Annotated in this window: 18 protein-coding genes and 2 pseudogenes; 14 read left to right on the top strand and 6 right to left on the bottom strand. The window is 71.0% G+C overall.

Features of this window, described 5'->3' with window-relative positions; translation table 11 throughout:
• Positions 1-47 precede the first annotated feature (47 nt).
• The gene (locus ACWGJ5_RS14850; protein WP_453310122.1) at positions 48-761 is read left to right on the top strand and encodes a PH domain-containing protein; all 714 of its coding nucleotides are present in this window, start codon (positions 48-50) and stop codon (positions 759-761) included.
• On the opposite strand, the pseudogene ACWGJ5_RS14845 reads toward ACWGJ5_RS14850, so the two are convergent.
• Both ACWGJ5_RS14845 and ACWGJ5_RS14840 read right to left on the bottom strand, forming a co-directional pair.
• Positions 758-1,738: pseudogene (locus ACWGJ5_RS14845) on the bottom strand (ABC transporter transmembrane domain-containing protein); the annotation flags it as partial. The gene ACWGJ5_RS14850 and the pseudogene ACWGJ5_RS14845 sit on opposite strands and share 4 nt — an antisense overlap.
• Before the next feature lie 315 nt (positions 1,739-2,053).
• Positions 2,054-2,176 carry a hypothetical protein gene (locus tag ACWGJ5_RS14840; protein WP_453310121.1) on the bottom strand — a complete coding sequence of 41 codons (123 nt, stop codon included), beginning with the start codon at positions 2,174-2,176 and terminating at the stop codon, positions 2,054-2,056.
• A gap of 192 nt (positions 2,177-2,368) precedes the next feature.
• Between ACWGJ5_RS14840 and mshD the strand changes: the two genes are divergently transcribed.
• The 9 genes from mshD (at position 2,369) to ACWGJ5_RS14795 (ending at position 11,213) form a co-directional block, all read left to right on the top strand.
• A complete protein-coding gene (gene mshD, locus ACWGJ5_RS14835; protein ID WP_453310120.1) occupies positions 2,369-3,295 on the top strand; it encodes a mycothiol synthase in 927 nt (308 codons plus the stop codon).
• Positions 3,296-3,387: 92 nt separating this feature from the next.
• On the top strand, positions 3,388-3,774 hold the full coding sequence (locus tag ACWGJ5_RS14830) for a GntR family transcriptional regulator (RefSeq protein WP_453310119.1): 387 nt from the start codon (positions 3,388-3,390) through the stop codon (positions 3,772-3,774).
• Positions 3,771-4,667, top strand: coding sequence for an ABC transporter ATP-binding protein (locus tag ACWGJ5_RS14825; RefSeq protein ID WP_453310118.1), 897 nt, complete (start codon positions 3,771-3,773; stop codon positions 4,665-4,667). Before ACWGJ5_RS14830 ends, ACWGJ5_RS14825 begins: the two co-directional genes overlap by 4 nt.
• Positions 4,664-5,671: an ABC transporter permease gene (locus ACWGJ5_RS14820; RefSeq protein ID WP_453310117.1), complete on the top strand. Its 1,008-nt coding sequence runs from the start codon at positions 4,664-4,666 to the stop codon at positions 5,669-5,671. The genes ACWGJ5_RS14825 and ACWGJ5_RS14820 overlap by 4 nt, the downstream gene beginning before the upstream one ends.
• A gap of 128 nt (positions 5,672-5,799) precedes the next feature.
• Complete coding sequence (locus ACWGJ5_RS14815; RefSeq protein ID WP_453310116.1) at positions 5,800-8,154, top strand: RNA degradosome polyphosphate kinase; 2,355 nt, start codon at positions 5,800-5,802, stop codon at positions 8,152-8,154.
• Positions 8,135-9,361, top strand: a complete 1,227-nt coding sequence (locus ACWGJ5_RS14810; RefSeq protein ID WP_453310115.1) for a CHAD domain-containing protein — start codon at positions 8,135-8,137, stop codon at positions 9,359-9,361. The genes ACWGJ5_RS14815 and ACWGJ5_RS14810 overlap by 20 nt, the downstream gene beginning before the upstream one ends.
• A 19-nt stretch (positions 9,362-9,380) precedes the next feature.
• The gene (locus ACWGJ5_RS14805; protein WP_453310114.1) at positions 9,381-9,788 is read left to right on the top strand and encodes an NUDIX hydrolase; all 408 of its coding nucleotides are present in this window, start codon (positions 9,381-9,383) and stop codon (positions 9,786-9,788) included.
• Positions 9,789-10,098: 310 nt separating this feature from the next.
• Positions 10,099-10,950, top strand: coding sequence for a hypothetical protein (locus ACWGJ5_RS14800; RefSeq protein WP_453310113.1), 852 nt, complete (start codon positions 10,099-10,101; stop codon positions 10,948-10,950).
• A 101-nt stretch (positions 10,951-11,051) separates the two neighbouring features.
• On the top strand, positions 11,052-11,213 hold the full coding sequence (locus tag ACWGJ5_RS14795; RefSeq protein WP_351615119.1) for a hypothetical protein: 162 nt from the start codon (positions 11,052-11,054) through the stop codon (positions 11,211-11,213).
• 59 nt (positions 11,214-11,272) lie between these two features.
• Here the strand turns inward: ACWGJ5_RS14795 and ACWGJ5_RS14790 are convergent, their stop codons facing one another.
• Positions 11,273-11,629 (bottom strand): metal-sensitive transcriptional regulator, encoded by a 357-nt coding sequence (locus ACWGJ5_RS14790; protein WP_453310112.1) that lies wholly within the window; start codon positions 11,627-11,629, stop codon positions 11,273-11,275.
• 230 nt (positions 11,630-11,859) lie between these two features.
• On the opposite strand from ACWGJ5_RS14790, the gene ACWGJ5_RS14785 reads away from it, so the two are divergent.
• The 4 genes and pseudogenes from ACWGJ5_RS14785 to ACWGJ5_RS14770 all read left to right on the top strand — a co-directional run bounded on the left by ACWGJ5_RS14785 (position 11,860) and on the right by ACWGJ5_RS14770 (position 14,315).
• Positions 11,860-12,480, top strand: coding sequence for a DUF47 domain-containing protein (locus ACWGJ5_RS14785; RefSeq protein ID WP_453310111.1), 621 nt, complete (start codon positions 11,860-11,862; stop codon positions 12,478-12,480).
• 7 nt (positions 12,481-12,487) lie between these two features.
• Positions 12,488-13,486 (top strand): anion permease, encoded by a 999-nt coding sequence (locus ACWGJ5_RS14780; RefSeq protein ID WP_453310110.1) that lies wholly within the window; start codon positions 12,488-12,490, stop codon positions 13,484-13,486.
• Positions 13,487-13,683: 197 nt separating this feature from the next.
• Entirely contained in the window at positions 13,684-13,941 is a 258-nt protein-coding gene (locus tag ACWGJ5_RS14775) for a hypothetical protein (protein WP_453310361.1), read from the top strand.
• Positions 13,942-13,945: 4 nt separating this feature from the next.
• A pseudogene (locus tag ACWGJ5_RS14770) lies at positions 13,946-14,315 on the top strand (hypothetical protein).
• A 151-nt stretch (positions 14,316-14,466) separates the two neighbouring features.
• Here ACWGJ5_RS14770 and pstB read toward each other — a convergent pair.
• Genes pstB through pstC form a run of 3 tightly spaced genes read right to left on the bottom strand, consistent with a single transcriptional unit; the run spans position 14,467 to position 17,359 of the window.
• Entirely contained in the window at positions 14,467-15,243 is a 777-nt protein-coding gene (gene pstB, locus ACWGJ5_RS14765) for a phosphate ABC transporter ATP-binding protein PstB (protein ID WP_453310109.1), read from the bottom strand.
• A gap of 50 nt (positions 15,244-15,293) precedes the next feature.
• Positions 15,294-16,355, bottom strand: a complete 1,062-nt coding sequence (gene pstA / locus ACWGJ5_RS14760; RefSeq protein ID WP_453310108.1) for a phosphate ABC transporter permease PstA — start codon at positions 16,353-16,355, stop codon at positions 15,294-15,296.
• Positions 16,352-17,359: a phosphate ABC transporter permease subunit PstC gene (pstC, locus tag ACWGJ5_RS14755; protein WP_453310107.1), complete on the bottom strand. Its 1,008-nt coding sequence runs from the start codon at positions 17,357-17,359 to the stop codon at positions 16,352-16,354. Before pstC ends, pstA begins: the two co-directional genes overlap by 4 nt.
• Positions 17,360-17,371 lie beyond the last annotated feature (12 nt).

Genomic DNA, 17,371 nt, shown 5'->3' with positions numbered 1-17,371 from the left:
CTCTCCTCGGTCGCGCACCCTTCCGGTGCGCCGGGGAGGGGATCTCCATGGACGAGGACGGGTCGACACGGGTGTACCACAGGCAGCGAAGACGGCCCCTGCGGGCCGCGTTGCTGCCGCTCGTCCTCCTGGGCAACGCCGCGCTGCAGACCGTCCGCACCCACGACGACCTGCCGATCTGGTGGGCCCCCGTCCTGCTCGCCGCTCTCGTGGCGGTCGGCGTGTGGGGCGCCCTGTCGGAGTGGCGGGCGCACACCGTGGTGACGGCGCGGGGAATCACCCGCCAGGGCCCCCTGCGGGCGCGTACCTGGGCCTGGTCCGCCGTGTACGACATCCGGATCGAGAACTCCGGCAGCCGGCCCCTCAACGCCCACCCCCGGTGGCCGGCCTACCTGTACGACTCCGAAGGCCGCCGCTTCCTGCTGCCGCAGGTCAACGAGTGGCAGCTGGACGATCCCTACGCCGAGGTCGCGGCCCTGCGCGCGGCCGCCTGGCGGTACGGGATGCCCTACGGGCAGCGGGCCGAGACCGAGGAACGGATCCTGCGGCAGGCCGGGCGACGACGGGGATGGCAGTGGGCGAGCGTCGCTGCCGTGGTGGTGTTCGCCCTCATGCTCGTGGTCGCGCTGGCGGAGGACGTCGCCGGGACGCCGGCCAACCTCTTCCTGCTGCTCCTGGTCATACCGCTGGCCGCCTTCGGCCTGCTCGGGCTCCTGCTCGCCCGGTTCTGCGCCGCCCGCGCCCTGCGGCTGCCGCGCTAGGCCCTCACCAGCGCAGGATCACCGTGTCGTCGCCCGCCGGCGCCGGTGCCGGGAGCGATCAGGGTGTCGTAGCCGTCGGGGAGCGCGGTGGCGAAGTCGTGGGCCGCCGCGGCCCTCGCCGCCTGTTCGATCTCGGTCTGCGTCGCGCCGGGGCGGCCGCAGGCGATGTTCTCGCGGAGGAGCTTGGCCAGGGTGGACTTGCCGGTCCGGCTCGCGCCGGTGATCAGCACCAACTCACCCGGCTGTGCGGTGAATTCGATGTTGCGGAGGGTGGCACGAGGGGCTCCCGGGCAGCGGAAGGAGATGGCGTGGAAGCCGACCCAGCCGCGTACGGGCCACCGCGGGACCGGGTCGGCGGGGTCGGTGACGGCGGGCTCGGCGTCCAGGATCTCCCCGATGCGGTGGGCGCCGGCGGTGGCCGCGGTGACCGTCAGGCCGAGCCGGCCGAGGTTGCGGACCGGCGGGCAGAGATGGCCGAGGAAGGCGGCGAAGGCGAGGAGTTGGCCGAGGGGCGTACGGCCGGCGGAGATCTCCCGGACGCCCGGCCCGATCACCGCGAGCACGCACAGCGTCTCGACGGCCTCGACGAACTGCTCGTACATCTCGCCCGGCCGCGCCCCGCGCACGCTCGCCCGCGTCCAGGCGCGGGCCTCGCGGTCGAGCCGTTTCTCCTCGTCCCGCTGTCTGTTGTACGCCCGGGTGAGGACGACGTTGCCGAGCGACTCCTCCACCAGCGAGGTGCTCGCGCCGTCGGCGACCCGCCCGTCGCGTGAGGCCTGCTCGATACGGCCGGAGAAGCGGCGCGCGGCGAGCAGGAAGAGGGGCGCGAGGGCGAAGGTTACCGGTGCCAGGTCCCAGCGCAGCCAGAATGCGGCGGTGGCGCAGAAGACGGTGGAGAAGGCCGCTGATACGGCTCCCACGACGCCGGAGACCACCAGCTGTTCGATGGATTCGACATCTCCGGTGAGCCGTCGACCAGGTCGCCCTGCCGGTGCTGCTGAAAGAAGTGCCGGGGCAGGTCCTCACATGACGGAAGACGGCCGCGCGCAATCGCAGCACGAATCTCTCGGCGGTCCAGGCGCCCAGGGAATTCCCGATATAACCGACGGCGGTCTCGGCGAGCGCGGCCACGACCACGCAGGCGGTGATCACGCCGAGCCACCGGCGGTCCCCGGGGTCAGCGGCCAGAATCGGCGGAAGGCTCCCCGGCTTCCCCGGGCATCGGCAACTCCTTTCCACAGCTGTGGACACGGCCGCGCCCTTCGCCGTGGACACGGCCGAGGCGGGGTGGCTCAGCCCTTGTCCCCGACCGGGCGGCGCTTCGGCGTGTGCACGGCCCTCTTCGGCGCCGGCCTCTTCCGCTCGGGAGCGGGCTTGCAGTGCTTCTTGACGGGCACGAGCTTGTGGAAAGACATGGCGGTACTCCGTTTCCTGTGATTCACGCCGGTGAATTCCGACACGAAAAACACTACGACATCCGGAAGCCGAGAAAAGCCAATTCCGATGAGATCCCAATTAAAGGGCCCTATGCGTAATTCACGGGGAGTTTCGGGAACCGCGGCGCCATTCACATAGGTTTTACGGGGTGACTGCCGTACCCTCTACGCATGAGCAGCGACGACACCGTACGGGCCTTCCCCGCCCGCTCCATCGAGACCCACTCCGCGCTCACCCCGGACCAGGCCGATGCCGTGCGGGCCCTGCTCGCCGAGGCCGCCGCGATCGACGGGCAGCAGCCGGTGTCCGAGCAGGGCCGGCTGCAGCTGCGCGGAGGCACCCGCGAGGGCGTCTCGCATCTGCTGCTGAACGTCGACGGTGAACTCGTCGGCTACGCCCAGCTGGAGGACACCGACCCGGTGGAGGCGCCGGCCGCCGAACTCGCCGTACACCCCGCGCACCGCGGGCACGGGCACGGCCGGGCGCTCGGCGCGGCGCTGCTCGCCGCTTCCGGCAAGCGGCTTCGGGTGTGGGCGCACGGCGGGCATGCCGCCGCCCGGCATCTCGCCCAGGTGCTCGGCCTGACCCTGTTCCGCGAACTGCGGCAGATGCGGCGGCCGTTGACCGGTCTTGAGCTGCCCGACCCGGTGCTGCCGGAGGGCGTGAGCGTGCGCACCTTCGTGCCCGGCAAGGACGACGCCGCCTGGCTCGCGGTCAACTCGGCCGCCTTCGCCCACCATCCCGAGCAGGGCTCGCTGACCCAGCGGGACCTCGACGACCGCAAGGCCGAGCCGTGGTTCGACCCGGCCGGGTTCTTCCTCGCCGAGCGGCGCGGGGAGTTGATCGGCTTCCACTGGACGAAGGTGCACGCCGAGGAGGGCCTCGGCGAGGTGTACGTCCTCGGCGTACGCCCCGGCGAACAGGGCGGCGGCCTCGGCAAGGCCCTCACCACGATCGGCCTGCGCCACCTGGCCGGGCAGCAGCTGCCGACCGCGATGCTCTACGTCGACGCCGACAACCAGGCGGCGGTCTCGGTCTACGAGCGGCTGGGCTTCACGACGTACGAGACGGACCTGATGTACCGCACGGAGACCTGACACACGGCGGGGCGAGGGGCGGCCGGCTTGACGGCCGCCCCTTCCTTGCACCACCCTTTCACTACTCAATTAGTGAAAGGGTGGTTCAGCGCGTGGTCGAATACCGCATCGACCGGCACAGCGGGGTCGCCACCTACGTCCAGATCGTCCAGCAGACCAAACAGGCCCTGCGCATGGGTCTGCTCGAGCCGGGAGACCGGCTGCCCACCGCACGTGAGGTCGTCGAGGCCACCGCGATCAACCCCAACACCGTCCTGAAGGCCTACCGGGAGCTGGAGCGGGAGGGGCTGGTGGAGGCGCGCCGGGGTCTCGGGACCTTCGTGCGGCGCTCGCTCGGCACCACCCCGGTCGACCCCTCCCTCCGTACCGAGCTCGTGGCATGGGCCGAGAGGGCACGCGGCGCCGGGCTGGAGCGGGACGACGTGGCCGCACTCTTCACCGCCGTACTCGACACGCACTTCCAGGGAGAACGTTCATGAGCGACACGGCGATCGAGGCGACCGGCCTCGGCAAGCGCTTCGGGCGCCGGGGAGGCCGGGCACTGCACGACTGCGCCTTCCGGCTGCCCACCGGGCGGGTGTGCGCCCTCGTCGGGCCCAACGGCGCCGGCAAGTCGACGCTGCTCGCCCTCGCCGCGGGGCTGCTCCCGCCCACCGACGGCCGGCTGCGGGTGCTCGGCACCAGCCCGGCCGCGGCCCGCCCCCGGGTCGGCTACGTCGCCCAGGACAAGCCGCTCTACCCGCAGCTCACGATCGCCGAGATCCTGCGCATGGGCGCCGACCTCAACCCCGGGCACTGGGACCCGGCCGCCGCCGAGCACGTCGTCGCGGGCGGCGACCTGGACCCCGGGGCGCGCATCCGCTCCCTCTCCGGCGGTCAGCGCACCCGGGTGGCGCTCGCCCTCGCCCTCGGCAAGCGGCCCGAACTGCTGCTCCTGGACGAGCCGATGGCCGACCTCGATCCGCTCGCCCGGCACGAGCTGATGGGCACGCTGATGGCCCAGGCCGCCCAGTACGGCACCACCATCGTGATGTCCTCCCACGTCGTCGCCGAACTGGAGGACTCCTGCGACCATCTGCTGCTCGTCGGCGGCGGCCGGATCCGGCTGGCCGGCGAGATCGACGACCTGCTCGCCGCCCATGTCCGGGTCACCGGCGCCGCCGACTCGGACCGCCTCGACGCGCACGCCGTGGTCGAGTCCCGGGTCACGGGCCGCCAGCTGACCGCGCTGATCCGCCCGGCCGGACCGCTCCCCGCGGGCTGGCGCGCCTCGGCGCCCACGCTGGAGGAACTCGTCCTCGCCCACCTGCGCAATCCCGAGGCCCCCGTCCTCACCACCGCCACGGCCGTCACCGAGGAGAGTGCCGCGTGACCACCGACCCGACCGTCCCGCGGCCCCGCACCGCCCGCTGGCTGCTGCGGCTGCACCGCCCCACGCTGTACGGATTCGCCGCCCTGGTGATCGGCCTGGCCGGCCTGGAGCTGGCCCTGGCCGGCCCGCTCGCCGATGCGGCGGCCGAGGGCTGGCGGCAGTTCGACGCCTGCCACACGAGCATCTGCTCCTACGACCAGGCCGCGATCCTGCGCTACAAGGACTACTACGAGTACGCCACCTACGCCCTGGACGCACTGCCCTTCCTGGTGGCCGCCTGGGCAGGCGCCGCCCTGACCGGCCGGGAGCTGGAGACCGGCACCGCCCGCCTGTCCTGGACCCAGGGCATCTCGCCGGCCCGCTGGCTCACGGTCCGCCTGGTCCTCCCGGCGGCCCTCGTCACCGCCGCCACCTGTCTGCTGGTCTGGCTGCACCACCGCGCCTGGGCGGCGGGCAGGGGCCGCATCGACACCGCCGCGGGCTGGTACACCCTCGTCACCTTCCATGCCAACGGCCCCACCATCGCCGCCCTGGCCCTCGCCGGGCTCGCCGCCGGCACCCTGGCGGGCCTGCTGCTGCGCCGTACGCTGCCCGCGCTGGTCCTCGGCGTGCTGGTCACCGTGGGCGTGGCGGTCCTGGCCCAGCGGCTGATGCCCCACCTGTGGCCCACGGTCACCCGGGTCACCACGCTGCAGCAGGGCGGCATCGGCTCGGCCATCGTGCTCGACCAGGGATTGCTGTCCAAGTCCGGCGCCCACCTGCCCATGCCGAACTGCACCACCGCGGCGGCGTGCGACGCGGCCTTCGCGAAGGCCTCCGGCTACTACACCGTCTACCACCCCTACTCCCACTACTGGCCGCTCCAGCTCACCACCAGCGCGCTGCTCCTCGCGGTCACCGCGCTGCTCGCGCTCGCGTCCTGCCTGGTGCTGCGCCGCCTGACCGGAGCGCTGCGGGCGGCGGGGACGGCCCTGGAGGCGAAGGACGTCATCGTCACCGCCTGATCGCCGTTGGTCTTGCGCCCCCCGCGCCCCTCCGGGCGCGGGGGAAGTCCCCCGGGAGCCGCCCCTCGCTATCCCGCACGTCATGTCTCCGTAACCATTGATTCAGCCAGGCTTGCGACGCTCGGCCAATGAAGCCCGCCGTGCCAGAGCCTTCGCCGCCCCCCGAGGGGACAGCGGGGAACGGGGCCGTAACGCTCCCGCCCGCACGTTCCGACGCGCCTGTCATGCCAGTGGCGCGGAAGAATGGGGTCATGAGTCAGCCAGACACCCAGGCAGAGGTCCAGCGCATCCAGCCCGACGTGGGCTCCATAGCCGCGCACCGCACGCATGTCGCGCAGGGCGCGGTGTCCGACCTCGAACCCGACCTCGACGCGGACCTGGACGCGTACGAAGAGTCGAAGGTCGAGGGCACCCTACTGCCGCAGGGTCGATTCCTCGACCGTGAGCGCAGCTGGCTGGCCTTCAACGAGCGCGTCCTGGAGCTGGCCGAGGACCCGGACACACCCCTGCTGGAGCGTGCGAACTTCCTCGCGATCTTCGCCAGCAACCTGGACGAGTTCTTCATGGTCCGGGTGGCCGGCCTGAAGCGCCGTATCGCCACCGGCGTGGCCACGCGCTCCGCCTCCGGGCTGCAGCCGCGCGAGGTGCTGGAGATGATCTGGGCCCGCTCGCGCGAGCTCATGGCCCGGCACGCCGCCTGCTACCACGAGGACGTCGCCCCCGCACTCGCGGAGGAGGGCATCCACCTGGTCCGCTGGAGCGAGCTCGCCGACAAGGAGCAGGCGCGCCTGTTCACGCTCTTCCGGCACCAGATCTTTCCGGTCCTCACCCCACTGGCCGTAGACCCCGCGCACCCCTTCCCGTACATCTCCGGCCTCTCCCTGAACCTGGCCGTCGTCGTACGCAATCCCGTCAGCGGCCACAAGCACTTCGCCCGGGTGAAGGTGCCGCCGCTGCTGTCCCGCTTCCTGGAGGCCGCGCCCGGCCGGTACGTCCCGCTCGAGGACGTCATCGCCGCGCACCTGGAGGAGCTGTTCCCGGGCATGGAGGTGCTGGAGCACCACGCCTTCCGGCTCACCCGCAACGAGGACCTGGAGGTCGAGGAGGACGACGCCGAGAACCTGCTCCAGGCCCTGGAGAAGGAACTCATGCGGCGCCGCTTCGGCCCGCCGGTGCGCCTGGAGGTCGAGGAGTCCATCGACCGCGAGGTGCTGGACCTGCTGGTGCGCGAGCTGAAGATCTCCGAGGCGGAGGTGTACCCGCTGCCGGGCCCGCTCGACCTCACCGGGTTGTTCCGGGTCCACGGCCTGGACCGGCCCGAGCTGAAGTACCCGAAGTTCATCGCCGGCACCCACCGCGACCTCGCCGAGGTCGAGTCGGCGTCCGCGCCGGACATCTTCGCCGCCCTGCGCACCCGGGACGTGCTGCTGCACCACCCGTACGACAGCTTCTCCACCTCGGTCCAGGCCTTCCTGGAGCAGGCCGCGGCCGACCCGGACGTCCTCGCGATCAAGCAGACCCTGTACCGCACCTCCGGCGACTCCCCGATAGTCGACGCGCTCATCGACGCCGCCGAGTCCGGCAAGCAGGTCCTCGTCCTGGTCGAGATCAAGGCCCGCTTCGACGAGCACGCCAACATCAAGTGGGCGCGCAAGCTGGAGGAGGCCGGCTGTCACGTCGTCTACGGCCTGGTCGGCCTGAAGACGCACTGCAAGCTGTCCCTGGTGGTCCGCCAGGAGGGCGAGACCCTGCGCCGCTACAGCCACGTCGGCACGGGCAACTACCACCCGAAGACGGCGCGCCTGTACGAGGACCTGGGCCTGCTCACCGCCGACCAGCAGGTCGGCGCGGACCTCTCCGACCTCTTCAACCGCCTGTCGGGCTACTCCCGCCGGGAGACCTACCGCCGCCTGCTGGTGGCCCCCAAGTCCCTGCGCGACGGCCTGATCTCGCGGATAGACAAGGAGGTCCAGCACCACCGCGCGGGCCGTCCGGCGTTCATCCGGCTCAAGGTCAACTCCATAGTCGACGAAGCGGTCATAGACGCCCTCTACCGCGCGTCCCAGGCGGGCGTGCCGGTGGACGTGTGGGTGCGCGGCATCTGCGCGGTCCGCCCCGGCGTCACCGGACTGTCCGAGAACATCCGGGTCCGCTCGATCCTCGGCCGCTTCCTGGAGCACTCCCGCGTGTTCGCCTTCGGCAACGGCGGCGAGCCCGAGGTGTGGATCGGCAGCGCCGACATGATGCACCGCAACCTCGACCGCCGGATAGAGGCCCTGGTGCGGGTCGTCGACCCCGCACACCGGGCAGCCCTCAACCGGCTGCTCGACACCGGCATGTCCGATTCGACCTCGTCCTGGCACCTCGGCCCGGACGGCGAGTGGACGCGACACGCGACCGACGCGGACGGCCAACCCCTGCGCAACGTCCAGGAGATGCTCATAGACGCCCGGAGGCGCCGGCGTGGCACAGCAACACCTTGACCCGACGGAACCCACGGCCGAGGTGGTGACGGGGGACGCCCTCGCGGCGTATCTGCGCGCCCAGGCCACGGAGTTCCTCCGCGCACTGCGCCTGCACCGCGAGACCGGCGGCAACGGTGCGGGGGCCCTCGCGCACGGGGGTCCCCCCGCTCGAGCGAAGTCGAGAGTGGGGGACTATGCGAGCGTGGGGGAGGGCGGTGCGGAGGAGTCCGTCGACGCGGCGCGGCTGCTGCGCCGCTCGGCCCGCCGCATCAGCGGCAGCCTGCACACCTTCCGCCCGCTGCTCGACCCCGACTGGTCCGAGCAGATGCGCCCCGAACTGGCATGGTTGTCCGGCACATTGGGCCTGGAGCACGCGTACGAGGCCCGGCTGGAACGGCTGTTGCTGGCGTTGCACCGGTTGTCGGGGACTACGGTCCTGCCCGCCCAGGCAGTCGACGTCGTGGCCGCGGGCAGTCGTGCCGCTGCGGCGGCGCCCGTCCCGCTGAAAGCGGCACCTTCCAACTCCAGTGGCCCGGCCGGCGCGACGGCGACAGCAGAACGCGGCAACCTCACCATAGGCGCGGCGAAAGCGGGCGCCCTGCTCGAACGTCAGCTCACCCTCGCCCGGACCCGAGCCCACTCCACGGCACTGCAAGCCCTCGGCTCGTCCCGCTTCCACGCCGTCGCGGACAAAGTCGCCGTACTCGCCAGCGAGGTCCCCCTCACCCCCACCGCGCCGACCACCGATCTGCGTCCCCTGGCAGCCGCTGCGGAGGAACGGCTGACAGACGCGATCGCGGCGCTCCCGCTGGTCGTCGCGGGCCACCCGTACAACGCGGAGGCCCTGGTGCACGGACTGTCCCCGGATCCGTCCCCGCACCCCCAGGACGGCCCCTGGCACCAGGTCCGGCTGCTGCTGCGCCTGCACCGGTACGCCCGGGAGGCGCTGCACGGCAGTGGGGGAACCTCCCGGCTCGAGCCGGACCGAGAGCCTGCGGGAACGCCCGTGGACGTACGCCTGTCGGCGGCCGGCCAGGCCCTGAACCGGCACCGCGACGCCTCGGAGGCGGCAGCGGCGGCGGCCCAGGCGGCCCGTACGCCCCGGATCGCCCCGGCGACGGCGTACGCGCTCGGCGTGCTCCACGCCGACCAGCGGCACGAGGTGGAGGCCGCCAGGTTCGCCTTCCAGCAGGCCTGGCAGAAGCAGACCGTCAGCACACCCTGAGTTCTCCCGAGGAGGCGGTGTGAGCGACACGTTGGTGCGGGCGGCCGGCTGCGTGCTGTGGCGCCGCTCGCCGGTCTCCGGGGACCTGGAGATCTGTCTGGTCCACCGGCCGAAGTACGACGACTGGTCGCACCCGAAGGGCAAGCTCAAGCGCGGCGAGGACGCGCTCGTGGGCGCCCTTCGGGAGGTCGCGGAGGAGACCGGGTACACGGCCGCGCCCGGCGAGGAGCTGCCGACCCTGCGCTATCTGGCGAACGGCCGCCCGAAGCAGGTGCGTTACTGGGCGGCCGAGGCAGTCTGCGGGCACTTCGTGCCGAGCGCCGAGGTGGACCGCATCCTGTGGCTCTCCCCCGCCGCGGCCCGCAGCCGCCTCACCCAGCCCCGCGACCGCGAGCTCGTCGACGCCCTTCACCGATCCGCCGCGTGAGCCTCCGCGTCCGTACGGGCCTGGCTGCGGGCCCTGCGGGCGGGTCCCCGCCAGCCGCAGCTGCAGCGGGCCAGGCAGAAGCGGCCCTGTTCTGTCGTCGTGACGAGGTGTCCCTGCCCGGACCGGGGGCGTTCCGGCCCGTCCTGCGGTGCCTCGGTGACTGCCACGATGACAACGTTACCGGCCCCACGGCAAAGGGCTCGTACGGCCGTCCACACCCGCCGGCGTCCCGTGACGACGCCCCCTACCCGTCGTTAACCGGACGTGTAGGGGGCCCGTGACGGACGTACCGGCTGGGGGTAGGCAGGCGATGGATCGGCGGCAGCACAGGAACGCGGGCAGGACGGTCGTCGCGGTGGGCATCATGCTCGGCCTCGGGGCGGGTGCCACGGGCTGTTCCGGGAGCGGGGCCGCCGCCGAGGACGTCAAGGGCGGGGGCGGCGATCCGGTGGCCGTGCTGCAGCGGGCCGCCGACACCCTGGGCGGCGCGGGCAGCTCGAAGGCGACCACCTCCATGGAGATGGCCACGGGCGGTACCCGGGTCACCATCCGCGGCCAGGGTGTCTACGACTACCGGCACCGGCTCGGCCGGCTCACCGTCGTCCTGCCCGAGGACCCGGCGGGCACCTCCGAGCACCAGCCGATCACCGAACTGCTCGCCCCAGGTGCCCTGTTCATGAAGAACCGGGGCGCGGGCGTGCCCCCCGACAAATGGGTCCGGGTGGACACCGCCACGCTGTCCGACGGCAACCTGGTCACCGGCGGCGCGACCGACCCGTACGCGGCGGCCGAGGTGCTGCGCGGGACGCGGACGGCGACCTACGTCGGCAGGACCGAGGTCGGCGGGACCGCGGTGCGGCACTACCGTGGCACGGCGGACCTGAGCCGCGCGGCCCGCCGGGCCTCCGCCGAGAACAGGGCACCCCTGGCCGCGGCGGCGAAAGGGTTCGCCACGGCCGAAGTCCCGTTCGACGCCTACCTGGACGACCAGGGCCGCATCCGCAAGCTCAGGCAGCGCTTCAGCTTCGTCAACGGCCTGCAGAAAACCCCCGTTGCGGTCGCCTCGACCACCCTCCTCTACGACTTCGGCGCGCCCGCCGGCGTAGGGCTGCCGCGTCCGGCGGACATCTACGCGGGCCGTATCGCCGAGAACGGCAACTAGTCCCTGGCGCCACCCCGTAAGTAGCCCGTCCGTGCCATGCGAGGTGTGTGGAGCGCTGCCTACTCTAGGAAGTCGGTGACGGCAGGGAAGAGGTGAGGCGGGTGGCTCCGGTCGGCGGTACGGCGGTACAGGACCACGTGGCCCTCGCCGAGATCGAGCTGTGCGGAGAGCTGATCATCGCGGCCTCCGCGGCCGAGGACCGGCTCAGCCTGGAGAGCATCGACGCGGTGCTGCGGGTGGCCGAGGAGCGGCAGTCGGATTGAGCCACCCGGCGGCGGGGTTCAGGTGCACAGAATTCGGGCTGGGCCGCGCAGAGCCGAGCTCAGGTGCGCAGGAGCCGGCCGATCGCCTTCGTCGCCTCGTCGACCTTCGCGTCGATCTCGTCGCCGCCCTTCACGGCCGCGTCGGCGACACAGTGCCGCAGATGCTCCTCCAGCAGCTGCAGGGCGAAGGACTGCAGGGCCTTGGTGGAGGCGGAGACCTGCGTGAGTATGTCGATGCAGTACGTGTCCTCGTCCACCATCCGCTGCAGGCCGCGGATCTGCCCCTCGATCCGGCGCAGCCGCTTGAGGTGCTCGTCCTTCTGCTTGTGGTAGCCGTGCGTCGCGTGCGCGGTCTCACTCACGGTCTCGCTCGCGGCCTCGGAGGGAGCCGTGGCGCCGGCCTCGGTCGTCGTCATCGCGGGCCTCCATCTCGGGACGAGCTGCGGGACAAGCTATGGACACAATCAGGGATACATACCCCTAGTGGGTATATGGTAACCAACTTTCCGGGGTAGGGAGCCGTTGGTACGCCCCCGTGCTGATCACTCTGCCCGATGGGCGACACTGGGGGACGGCCCATTAGCCGTGGCCGGATGATGCGCCTAGCATCAGCCTGACCGAAACCGAAGCACCCCGAGGACCCCACGTGCGCTTTCGTCTGACCCCCAGGGAGACGAGCTTCTACGACATGTTCTCCGCATCCGCGGACAACATCGTCACCGGCTCGAAACTCCTGATGGAACTGCTCGGGGCGGACGGACCTGCCCGAGCCGAGATCGCAGAGCGTATGCGGGCCGCGGAACACGCGGGTGACGACGCCACGCACGCGATCTTCCACCAGCTGAACTCCTCGTTCATCACGCCCTTCGACCGCGAGGACATCTACGCACTCGCCGGGTCCCTCGACGACATCATGGACTTCATGGAGGAGGCCGTCGACCTGGTCGTCCTCTACAACGTCGAGGAACTGCCGAAGGGCGTCGAGCAGCAGATCGAGGTCCTGGCCCGGGCGGCGGAGCTGACGGCCGAGGCCATGCCCAACCTGCGCACGATGGACAACCTCACCGAGTACTGGATCGAGGTGAACCGGCTGGAGAACCAGGCGGACCAGATCCACCGCAAGCTGCTGGCCCACCTCTTCAACGGCAAGTACGACGCGATCGAGGTGCTCAAGCTCAAGCAGATCGTGGACGTCCTGGAAGAGGCGGCGGACGCGTTCGAGCACGTGGCGAACACGGTGGAGACCATCGCCGTCAAGGAGTCCTGAGGCGTCGATGGACACCTTCGCGCTCATCGTGACCATCGCGGTCGCGCTCTTCTTCACGTACACCAACGGCTTCCACGACTCGGCGAACGCGATCGCGACGTCGGTGTCGACGCGGGCGCTGACCCCGCGGGCGGCGCTCGCCATGGCCGCGGTCATGAACATGGCCGGCGCCTTCTTCGGCACCGGGGTCGCCAAGACCGTCAGCGAGGGCCTCATCGAGACGCCCTCGGGCTCGACGGGGATGGGCATCCTCTTCGCCGCGCTGCTGGGCGCGATCACCTGGAACCTGACCACCTGGTACTTCGGCCTGCCGTCCTCGTCCTCCCACGCCCTGTTCGGCGGCCTCGTCGGCGCGGCCCTGGCGGGCGGTACGGCGGTGCACTGGAACGGCGTACTGGACAAGATCATCATCCCGATGTTCCTGTCCCCGGTGGTCGGCCTGATCGTCGGCTACCTCGTCATGCTGGCGATCATGTGGCTGTTCCGCCGGTCCAACCCGCACAAGGCCAAGCGCGGCTTCCGTATCGCGCAGACGGTCTCGGCGGCGGGCATGGCCCTCGGCCACGGCCTCCAGGACGCCCAGAAGACCATGGGTGTGGTCGTGATGGCACTGGTGATTTCCGGCCACGAGACGTTCGGCGACCCGATCCCGGTCTGGGTGAAGATCGTCTCGGCGCTGATGCTGTCCCTCGGCACCTACGCGGGCGGCTGGCGCATCATGCGCACCCTGGGCCGCAAGATCATCGAGCTGGACCCGCCGCAGGGCTTCGCGGCCGAGGCCACCGGCGCCTCGATCATGTTCGGCACCGCCTTCCTCTTCAAGGCGCCGATCTCCACGACCCACGTCATCACCTCCGCGATCATGGGCGTCGGCGCGACCAAGCGCGTCAACGCCGTCCGCTGGGGCGTGGCCAAGAACATCGTCCTGGGCTGGTTCATCACGATGCCGGCGGCCGCGCTGGTCGCTGCGACAGCCTTCGGCGTCGTGAAACTGACGGTGCTGTAACTCCCTTTCACCCTCCCGCCCACCCGACTCGGTCGGCTGAGAAGCCGGCGAAGGGGGTGGGCGTTTTGGTACCCGAGGCGTCGCGAAGCCGCTGTGGTTCGAGGCGGGCGGGCAGCGGACCAGCCGGACCGCCACGCCTGACGGCACCTACCAGTACGGGTACGTACCCGTACGCTGGTGTGCAGCGGAGTCCGATGATGTCCGACGCCGACATCCGTATCCCTGGGGAAGCCCGGGACCGGCTCACCGCCATAGCCGCAGCCGAAGGGATGTCGCTGCGCGCGTACCTGGCCCGGCTCCCCGAAACCCTGCTCACCCCCGCCGAGCGGGCCGAGCAGGCCGAGCAGGCCCGCGCCGCCCTGAAGGAGTGGGCCGGATACGGGCCCAGTCCCGCAGAGGAACGGGACCTCGACAGCGAGCTGGACCGCCGGCCGGCCCAGGCGGCGGTCCGGTGACGCGATGCACATCGTCCTGGACGACACCGCCATGGCCGCGGCCGGCCGGGGCCATGTCCTTGCCCCCCGGCTGATCCACCGCGCCCGTGTGGGGGCCGGCCGGCACCTGTATGCCCCGGCGTGCGCACTGGTCGAAGCCGATCGGGCCCGTCCCGGTACGGCGGAGCAGCTCGCCGCCCTGCTCGCCGTCACCGTCCTGGACCTGGACCCGCCCGCCGCCCTGGCGGTAGCTCTGCAGAACACGTGGGCCGCGGCCACACTGCCAGTACGCCGCTCAGCCCACCCCGGACCGTCCCGACGGAGCGATCATCGCCACCACCACCCCGGACCGCTGGCTCGGCGAGCTGGTCCGCGTGCCGGACCTCAATCCGTAGGGGCCGGGACGGCGGCCGGAGCCGAACGCAGTGGGCCCGCCCCCGGGAAGCCAGGGGCGGGCCCTTTTTGCGTCCTCGCGGTGGCACCGCCATGCAGCACCGCGAGGGGTCCATCAGCGCAGCCCCGGCTCAGCCGAAGCGGCAGCGTCTGTCAGCCGAAGCGGCCCGAGATGTAGTCCTCGGTCGCCTGGACGGACGGGTTGGAGAAGATGCGCTCGGTGTCGTCGATCTCGATCAGCCGGCCGGGCTGGCCCACCGCCGCGAGGTTGAAGAACGCCGTACGGTCCGAGACACGCGCCGCCTGCTGCATGTTGTGCGTCACGATGACGATCGTGAAGCGCTCCTTCAGCTCGCCGATCAGGTCCTCGATCGCCAGCGTCGAGATGGGGTCCAGCGCGGAGCAGGGCTCGTCCATCAGCAGGACGTCCGGCTCGACCGCGATCGCCCGCGCGATGCACAGACGCTGCTGCTGGCCGCCCGAGAGGCCGGAGCCCGGCTTGTTCAGGCGGTCCTTGACCTCGTTCCAGAGGTTCGCGCCCTTGAGCGACTTCTCGACGATGTCGTTCAGCTCGCTCTTCCTGTACTTGCCGTTCAGGCGCAGGCCCGCCGCCACGTTGTCGAAGATCGACATCGTCGGGAACGGGTTCGGGCGCTGGAAGACCATGCCCACCTCGCGCCGGACGGACACCGGGTCGATCCCGGGGCCGTACAGGTCCTCGTCGTCCAGCAGCACCTTGCCCTCGACGCGGCCACCGGGGGTGACCTCGTGCATACGGTTCAGCGTGCGCAGGAACGTCGACTTGCCGCAGCCGGAGGGGCCGATGAACGCCGTCACCGAACGCGGCTCGACGGTCATCGAGATGTCCTCGATCGCCTTGTGGGAGCCGTAGTAGGCGGTGAGTCCGCTTACGTCGATTCGCTTGGCCATGTCGTCTACTTCACTTCCAGAAATTCAAGCTCGGTCGCTGTGTGGCCGCGTCAGCGACCGGTCTTCGGGGCCTTCCAGCGGGCGATGCCGCGGGCCACGAGGTTGAGGATCATCACGAAGGCGATCAGCGTGAGCGAGGCCGCCCACGCGCGGTCGTACGCCGCGTTGGCGCCCGCACTCTGCGCGTACTGCTGGTAGATGTACAGCGGCAGCGACGCCTGCGCACCCTCGAACGGGTTGTTGTTGATGAACGGGTTGCCGAACACCAGCAGCAGCACCGGCGCGGTCTCGCCCGCGATACGGGCGATGGCCAGCATGACACCGGTGGTGATACCGCCGATGGAGGTCGGCAGGACCACCTTCAAGATAGTCCGCCACTTCGGCACGCCGAGTGCCAGCGAGGCCTCGCGCAGTTCGTTCGGGACGAGCTTGAGCATCTCCTCGGTGGAGCGCACGACGACCGGCATCATCAGGATGGCCAGGGCCAGCGAACCGGCGAAGCCGAACGGCTGCATCTGGAAGATGAGCATCAGCGACAGGATGAACAGGCCGGCGACGATCGACGGGATACCCGTCATCACGTCCACGAAGAACGTGACGGCCTTGGCGAGCTTGCCCCGCCCGTACTCCACCAGGTAGATCGCGGTGAGGATGCCGATCGGCGCACCGATGACGGTGGCGAGGCCGACCTGCTCCAGGCTGCCGATGATGGCGTGGTAGATACCGCCACCGGGCTCGGAGTCGGCGACGACCCCCATGGAGTGGGTGAGGAAGTAGACGTTCAGGACCTTCACACCGCGCGAGACCGTCACCCAGATCAGGGAGACCAGCGGGATGACGGCGAGCAGGAAGGCGACCCAGACGAGGGAGGTGGCGATCCGGTCCTTGGCCTGCCGGCGGCCCTCCACCTTGGTGGCGATGCCGTAGGTGCCGAGGAGGAAGAGGATCGCGGCGATCAGACCCCACTCGACCTTGCTGTGCAGGCCGCCGATCAGGCCGATGGCCACGGCCAGGACGATCGAGCCGCCGGCGATGGCCCACGGGGACCAGTTCGGGAGGCTGGCGCCGCGCAGCGTGCTGGGGCGCTTGTCGGTCACGGCTGCGTGGCTCATGCGTTGGCCCCCGAGTACTCCTTGCGGCGGGCGATGATCATGCGGGCCGCGCCGTTGACCAGCAGGGTGATGACGAAGAGGACGAGACCGGAGGCGATCAGCGCGTCCCGGCCCTGCTCGGTGGCCTCACCGAACTTGCTGGCGATGTTCTGTGCGAAGGTGCCGCCGCCCGGGTTCAGCAGGCTGGCGTGGATGACGTAGTCCGGGGAGAGCACGGTGGCGACGGCCATCGTCTCGCCGAGGGCTCGGCCGAGGCCGAGCATGGACGCGGAGATCACACCGGAGCGACCGAAGGGCAGGACGGCCATGCGGACGACCTCCCAGCGGGTGGCGCCGAGGGCCAGCGCGGCCTCCTCGTGTATCCGCGGGACCTGCCGGAACACCTCACGGCTGACGTTGGTGATGATCGGCAGGATCATGATCGCCAGCAGGATGCCGACGGTGAGCATGGCGCGGGGGGCGCCGCCGTCCCAGGAGAAGATGCCGGTCCAGCCGAAGTAGTCGTTCAGCCAGCCGTACAGGCCCGTCATGTGCGGGACGAGGATCAGGGCACCCCAGAGGCCGTAGACGATGGACGGCACGGCGGCGAGCAGGTCGATCACATAGGCGATGGGACCGCTCAGCCGGCGCGGGGCGTAGTGGGTGAGGAACAGCGCGATCGCGACGGCGATCGGGACCGCGATGACCATGGCGATGATCGAGGAGACGACCGTGCCGAAGGCCAGCACCGCGATGCCGAAGCTCGGCGGGATGAGGTTGGTGTTCCACTCGAAGGTGGTCAGGAAGTTCCCGTGGTCCTTGCTGATCGCAAGGGAGGCACGGTAGGTGAGGAAGACCGCGATCGCGGCCATGATCACCAGCAGCAGGATGCCCGAGCCGCGGGACAGGGCGAGGAAGATGCGGTCGCCGGGGCGGGTCGCGCCGCGGCTGTTGCGCTTCTGCTCGGCAGGTGAGGGCTGGGGCGCGGGGGGAGATGCGTCGGTTGTCTTGGTCGATATGTCCATCGGGTTCTCCGG

Source organism: Streptomyces sp. NPDC054783, from assembly GCF_053611725.1.
This window is presented reverse-complemented; position numbering and strand designations above follow the sequence as displayed.

Excerpts from the sequence above, each read along its gene's own strand:
- ACWGJ5_RS14780 (WP_453310110.1), top strand. The coding sequence starts at position 12,488 with ATGGACACCTTCGCGCTCATCGTGACCATCGCGGTCGCGCTCTTCTTC.
- pstA (WP_453310108.1), bottom strand. The coding sequence starts at position 16,355 with ATGAGCCACGCAGCCGTGACCGACAAGCGCCCCAGCACGCTGCGCGGC.
- pstB (WP_453310109.1), bottom strand. The coding sequence starts at position 15,243 with ATGGCCAAGCGAATCGACGTAAGCGGACTCACCGCCTACTACGGCTCC.
- ACWGJ5_RS14825 (WP_453310118.1), top strand. The coding sequence starts at position 3,771 with ATGAGCGACACGGCGATCGAGGCGACCGGCCTCGGCAAGCGCTTCGGG.
- mshD (WP_453310120.1), top strand. The coding sequence starts at position 2,369 with ATGAGCAGCGACGACACCGTACGGGCCTTCCCCGCCCGCTCCATCGAG.
- pstC (WP_453310107.1), bottom strand. The coding sequence starts at position 17,359 with ATGGACATATCGACCAAGACAACCGACGCATCTCCCCCCGCGCCCCAG.
- ACWGJ5_RS14775 (WP_453310361.1), top strand. The coding sequence starts at position 13,684 with ATGTCCGACGCCGACATCCGTATCCCTGGGGAAGCCCGGGACCGGCTC.
- ACWGJ5_RS14850 (WP_453310122.1), top strand. The coding sequence starts at position 48 with ATGGACGAGGACGGGTCGACACGGGTGTACCACAGGCAGCGAAGACGG.
- ACWGJ5_RS14800 (WP_453310113.1), top strand. The coding sequence starts at position 10,099 with ATGGATCGGCGGCAGCACAGGAACGCGGGCAGGACGGTCGTCGCGGTG.
- ACWGJ5_RS14790 (WP_453310112.1), bottom strand. The coding sequence starts at position 11,629 with ATGACGACGACCGAGGCCGGCGCCACGGCTCCCTCCGAGGCCGCGAGC.
- ACWGJ5_RS14815 (WP_453310116.1), top strand. The coding sequence starts at position 5,800 with ATGAAGCCCGCCGTGCCAGAGCCTTCGCCGCCCCCCGAGGGGACAGCG.
- ACWGJ5_RS14840 (WP_453310121.1), bottom strand. The coding sequence starts at position 2,176 with ATGTCTTTCCACAAGCTCGTGCCCGTCAAGAAGCACTGCAAGCCCGCT.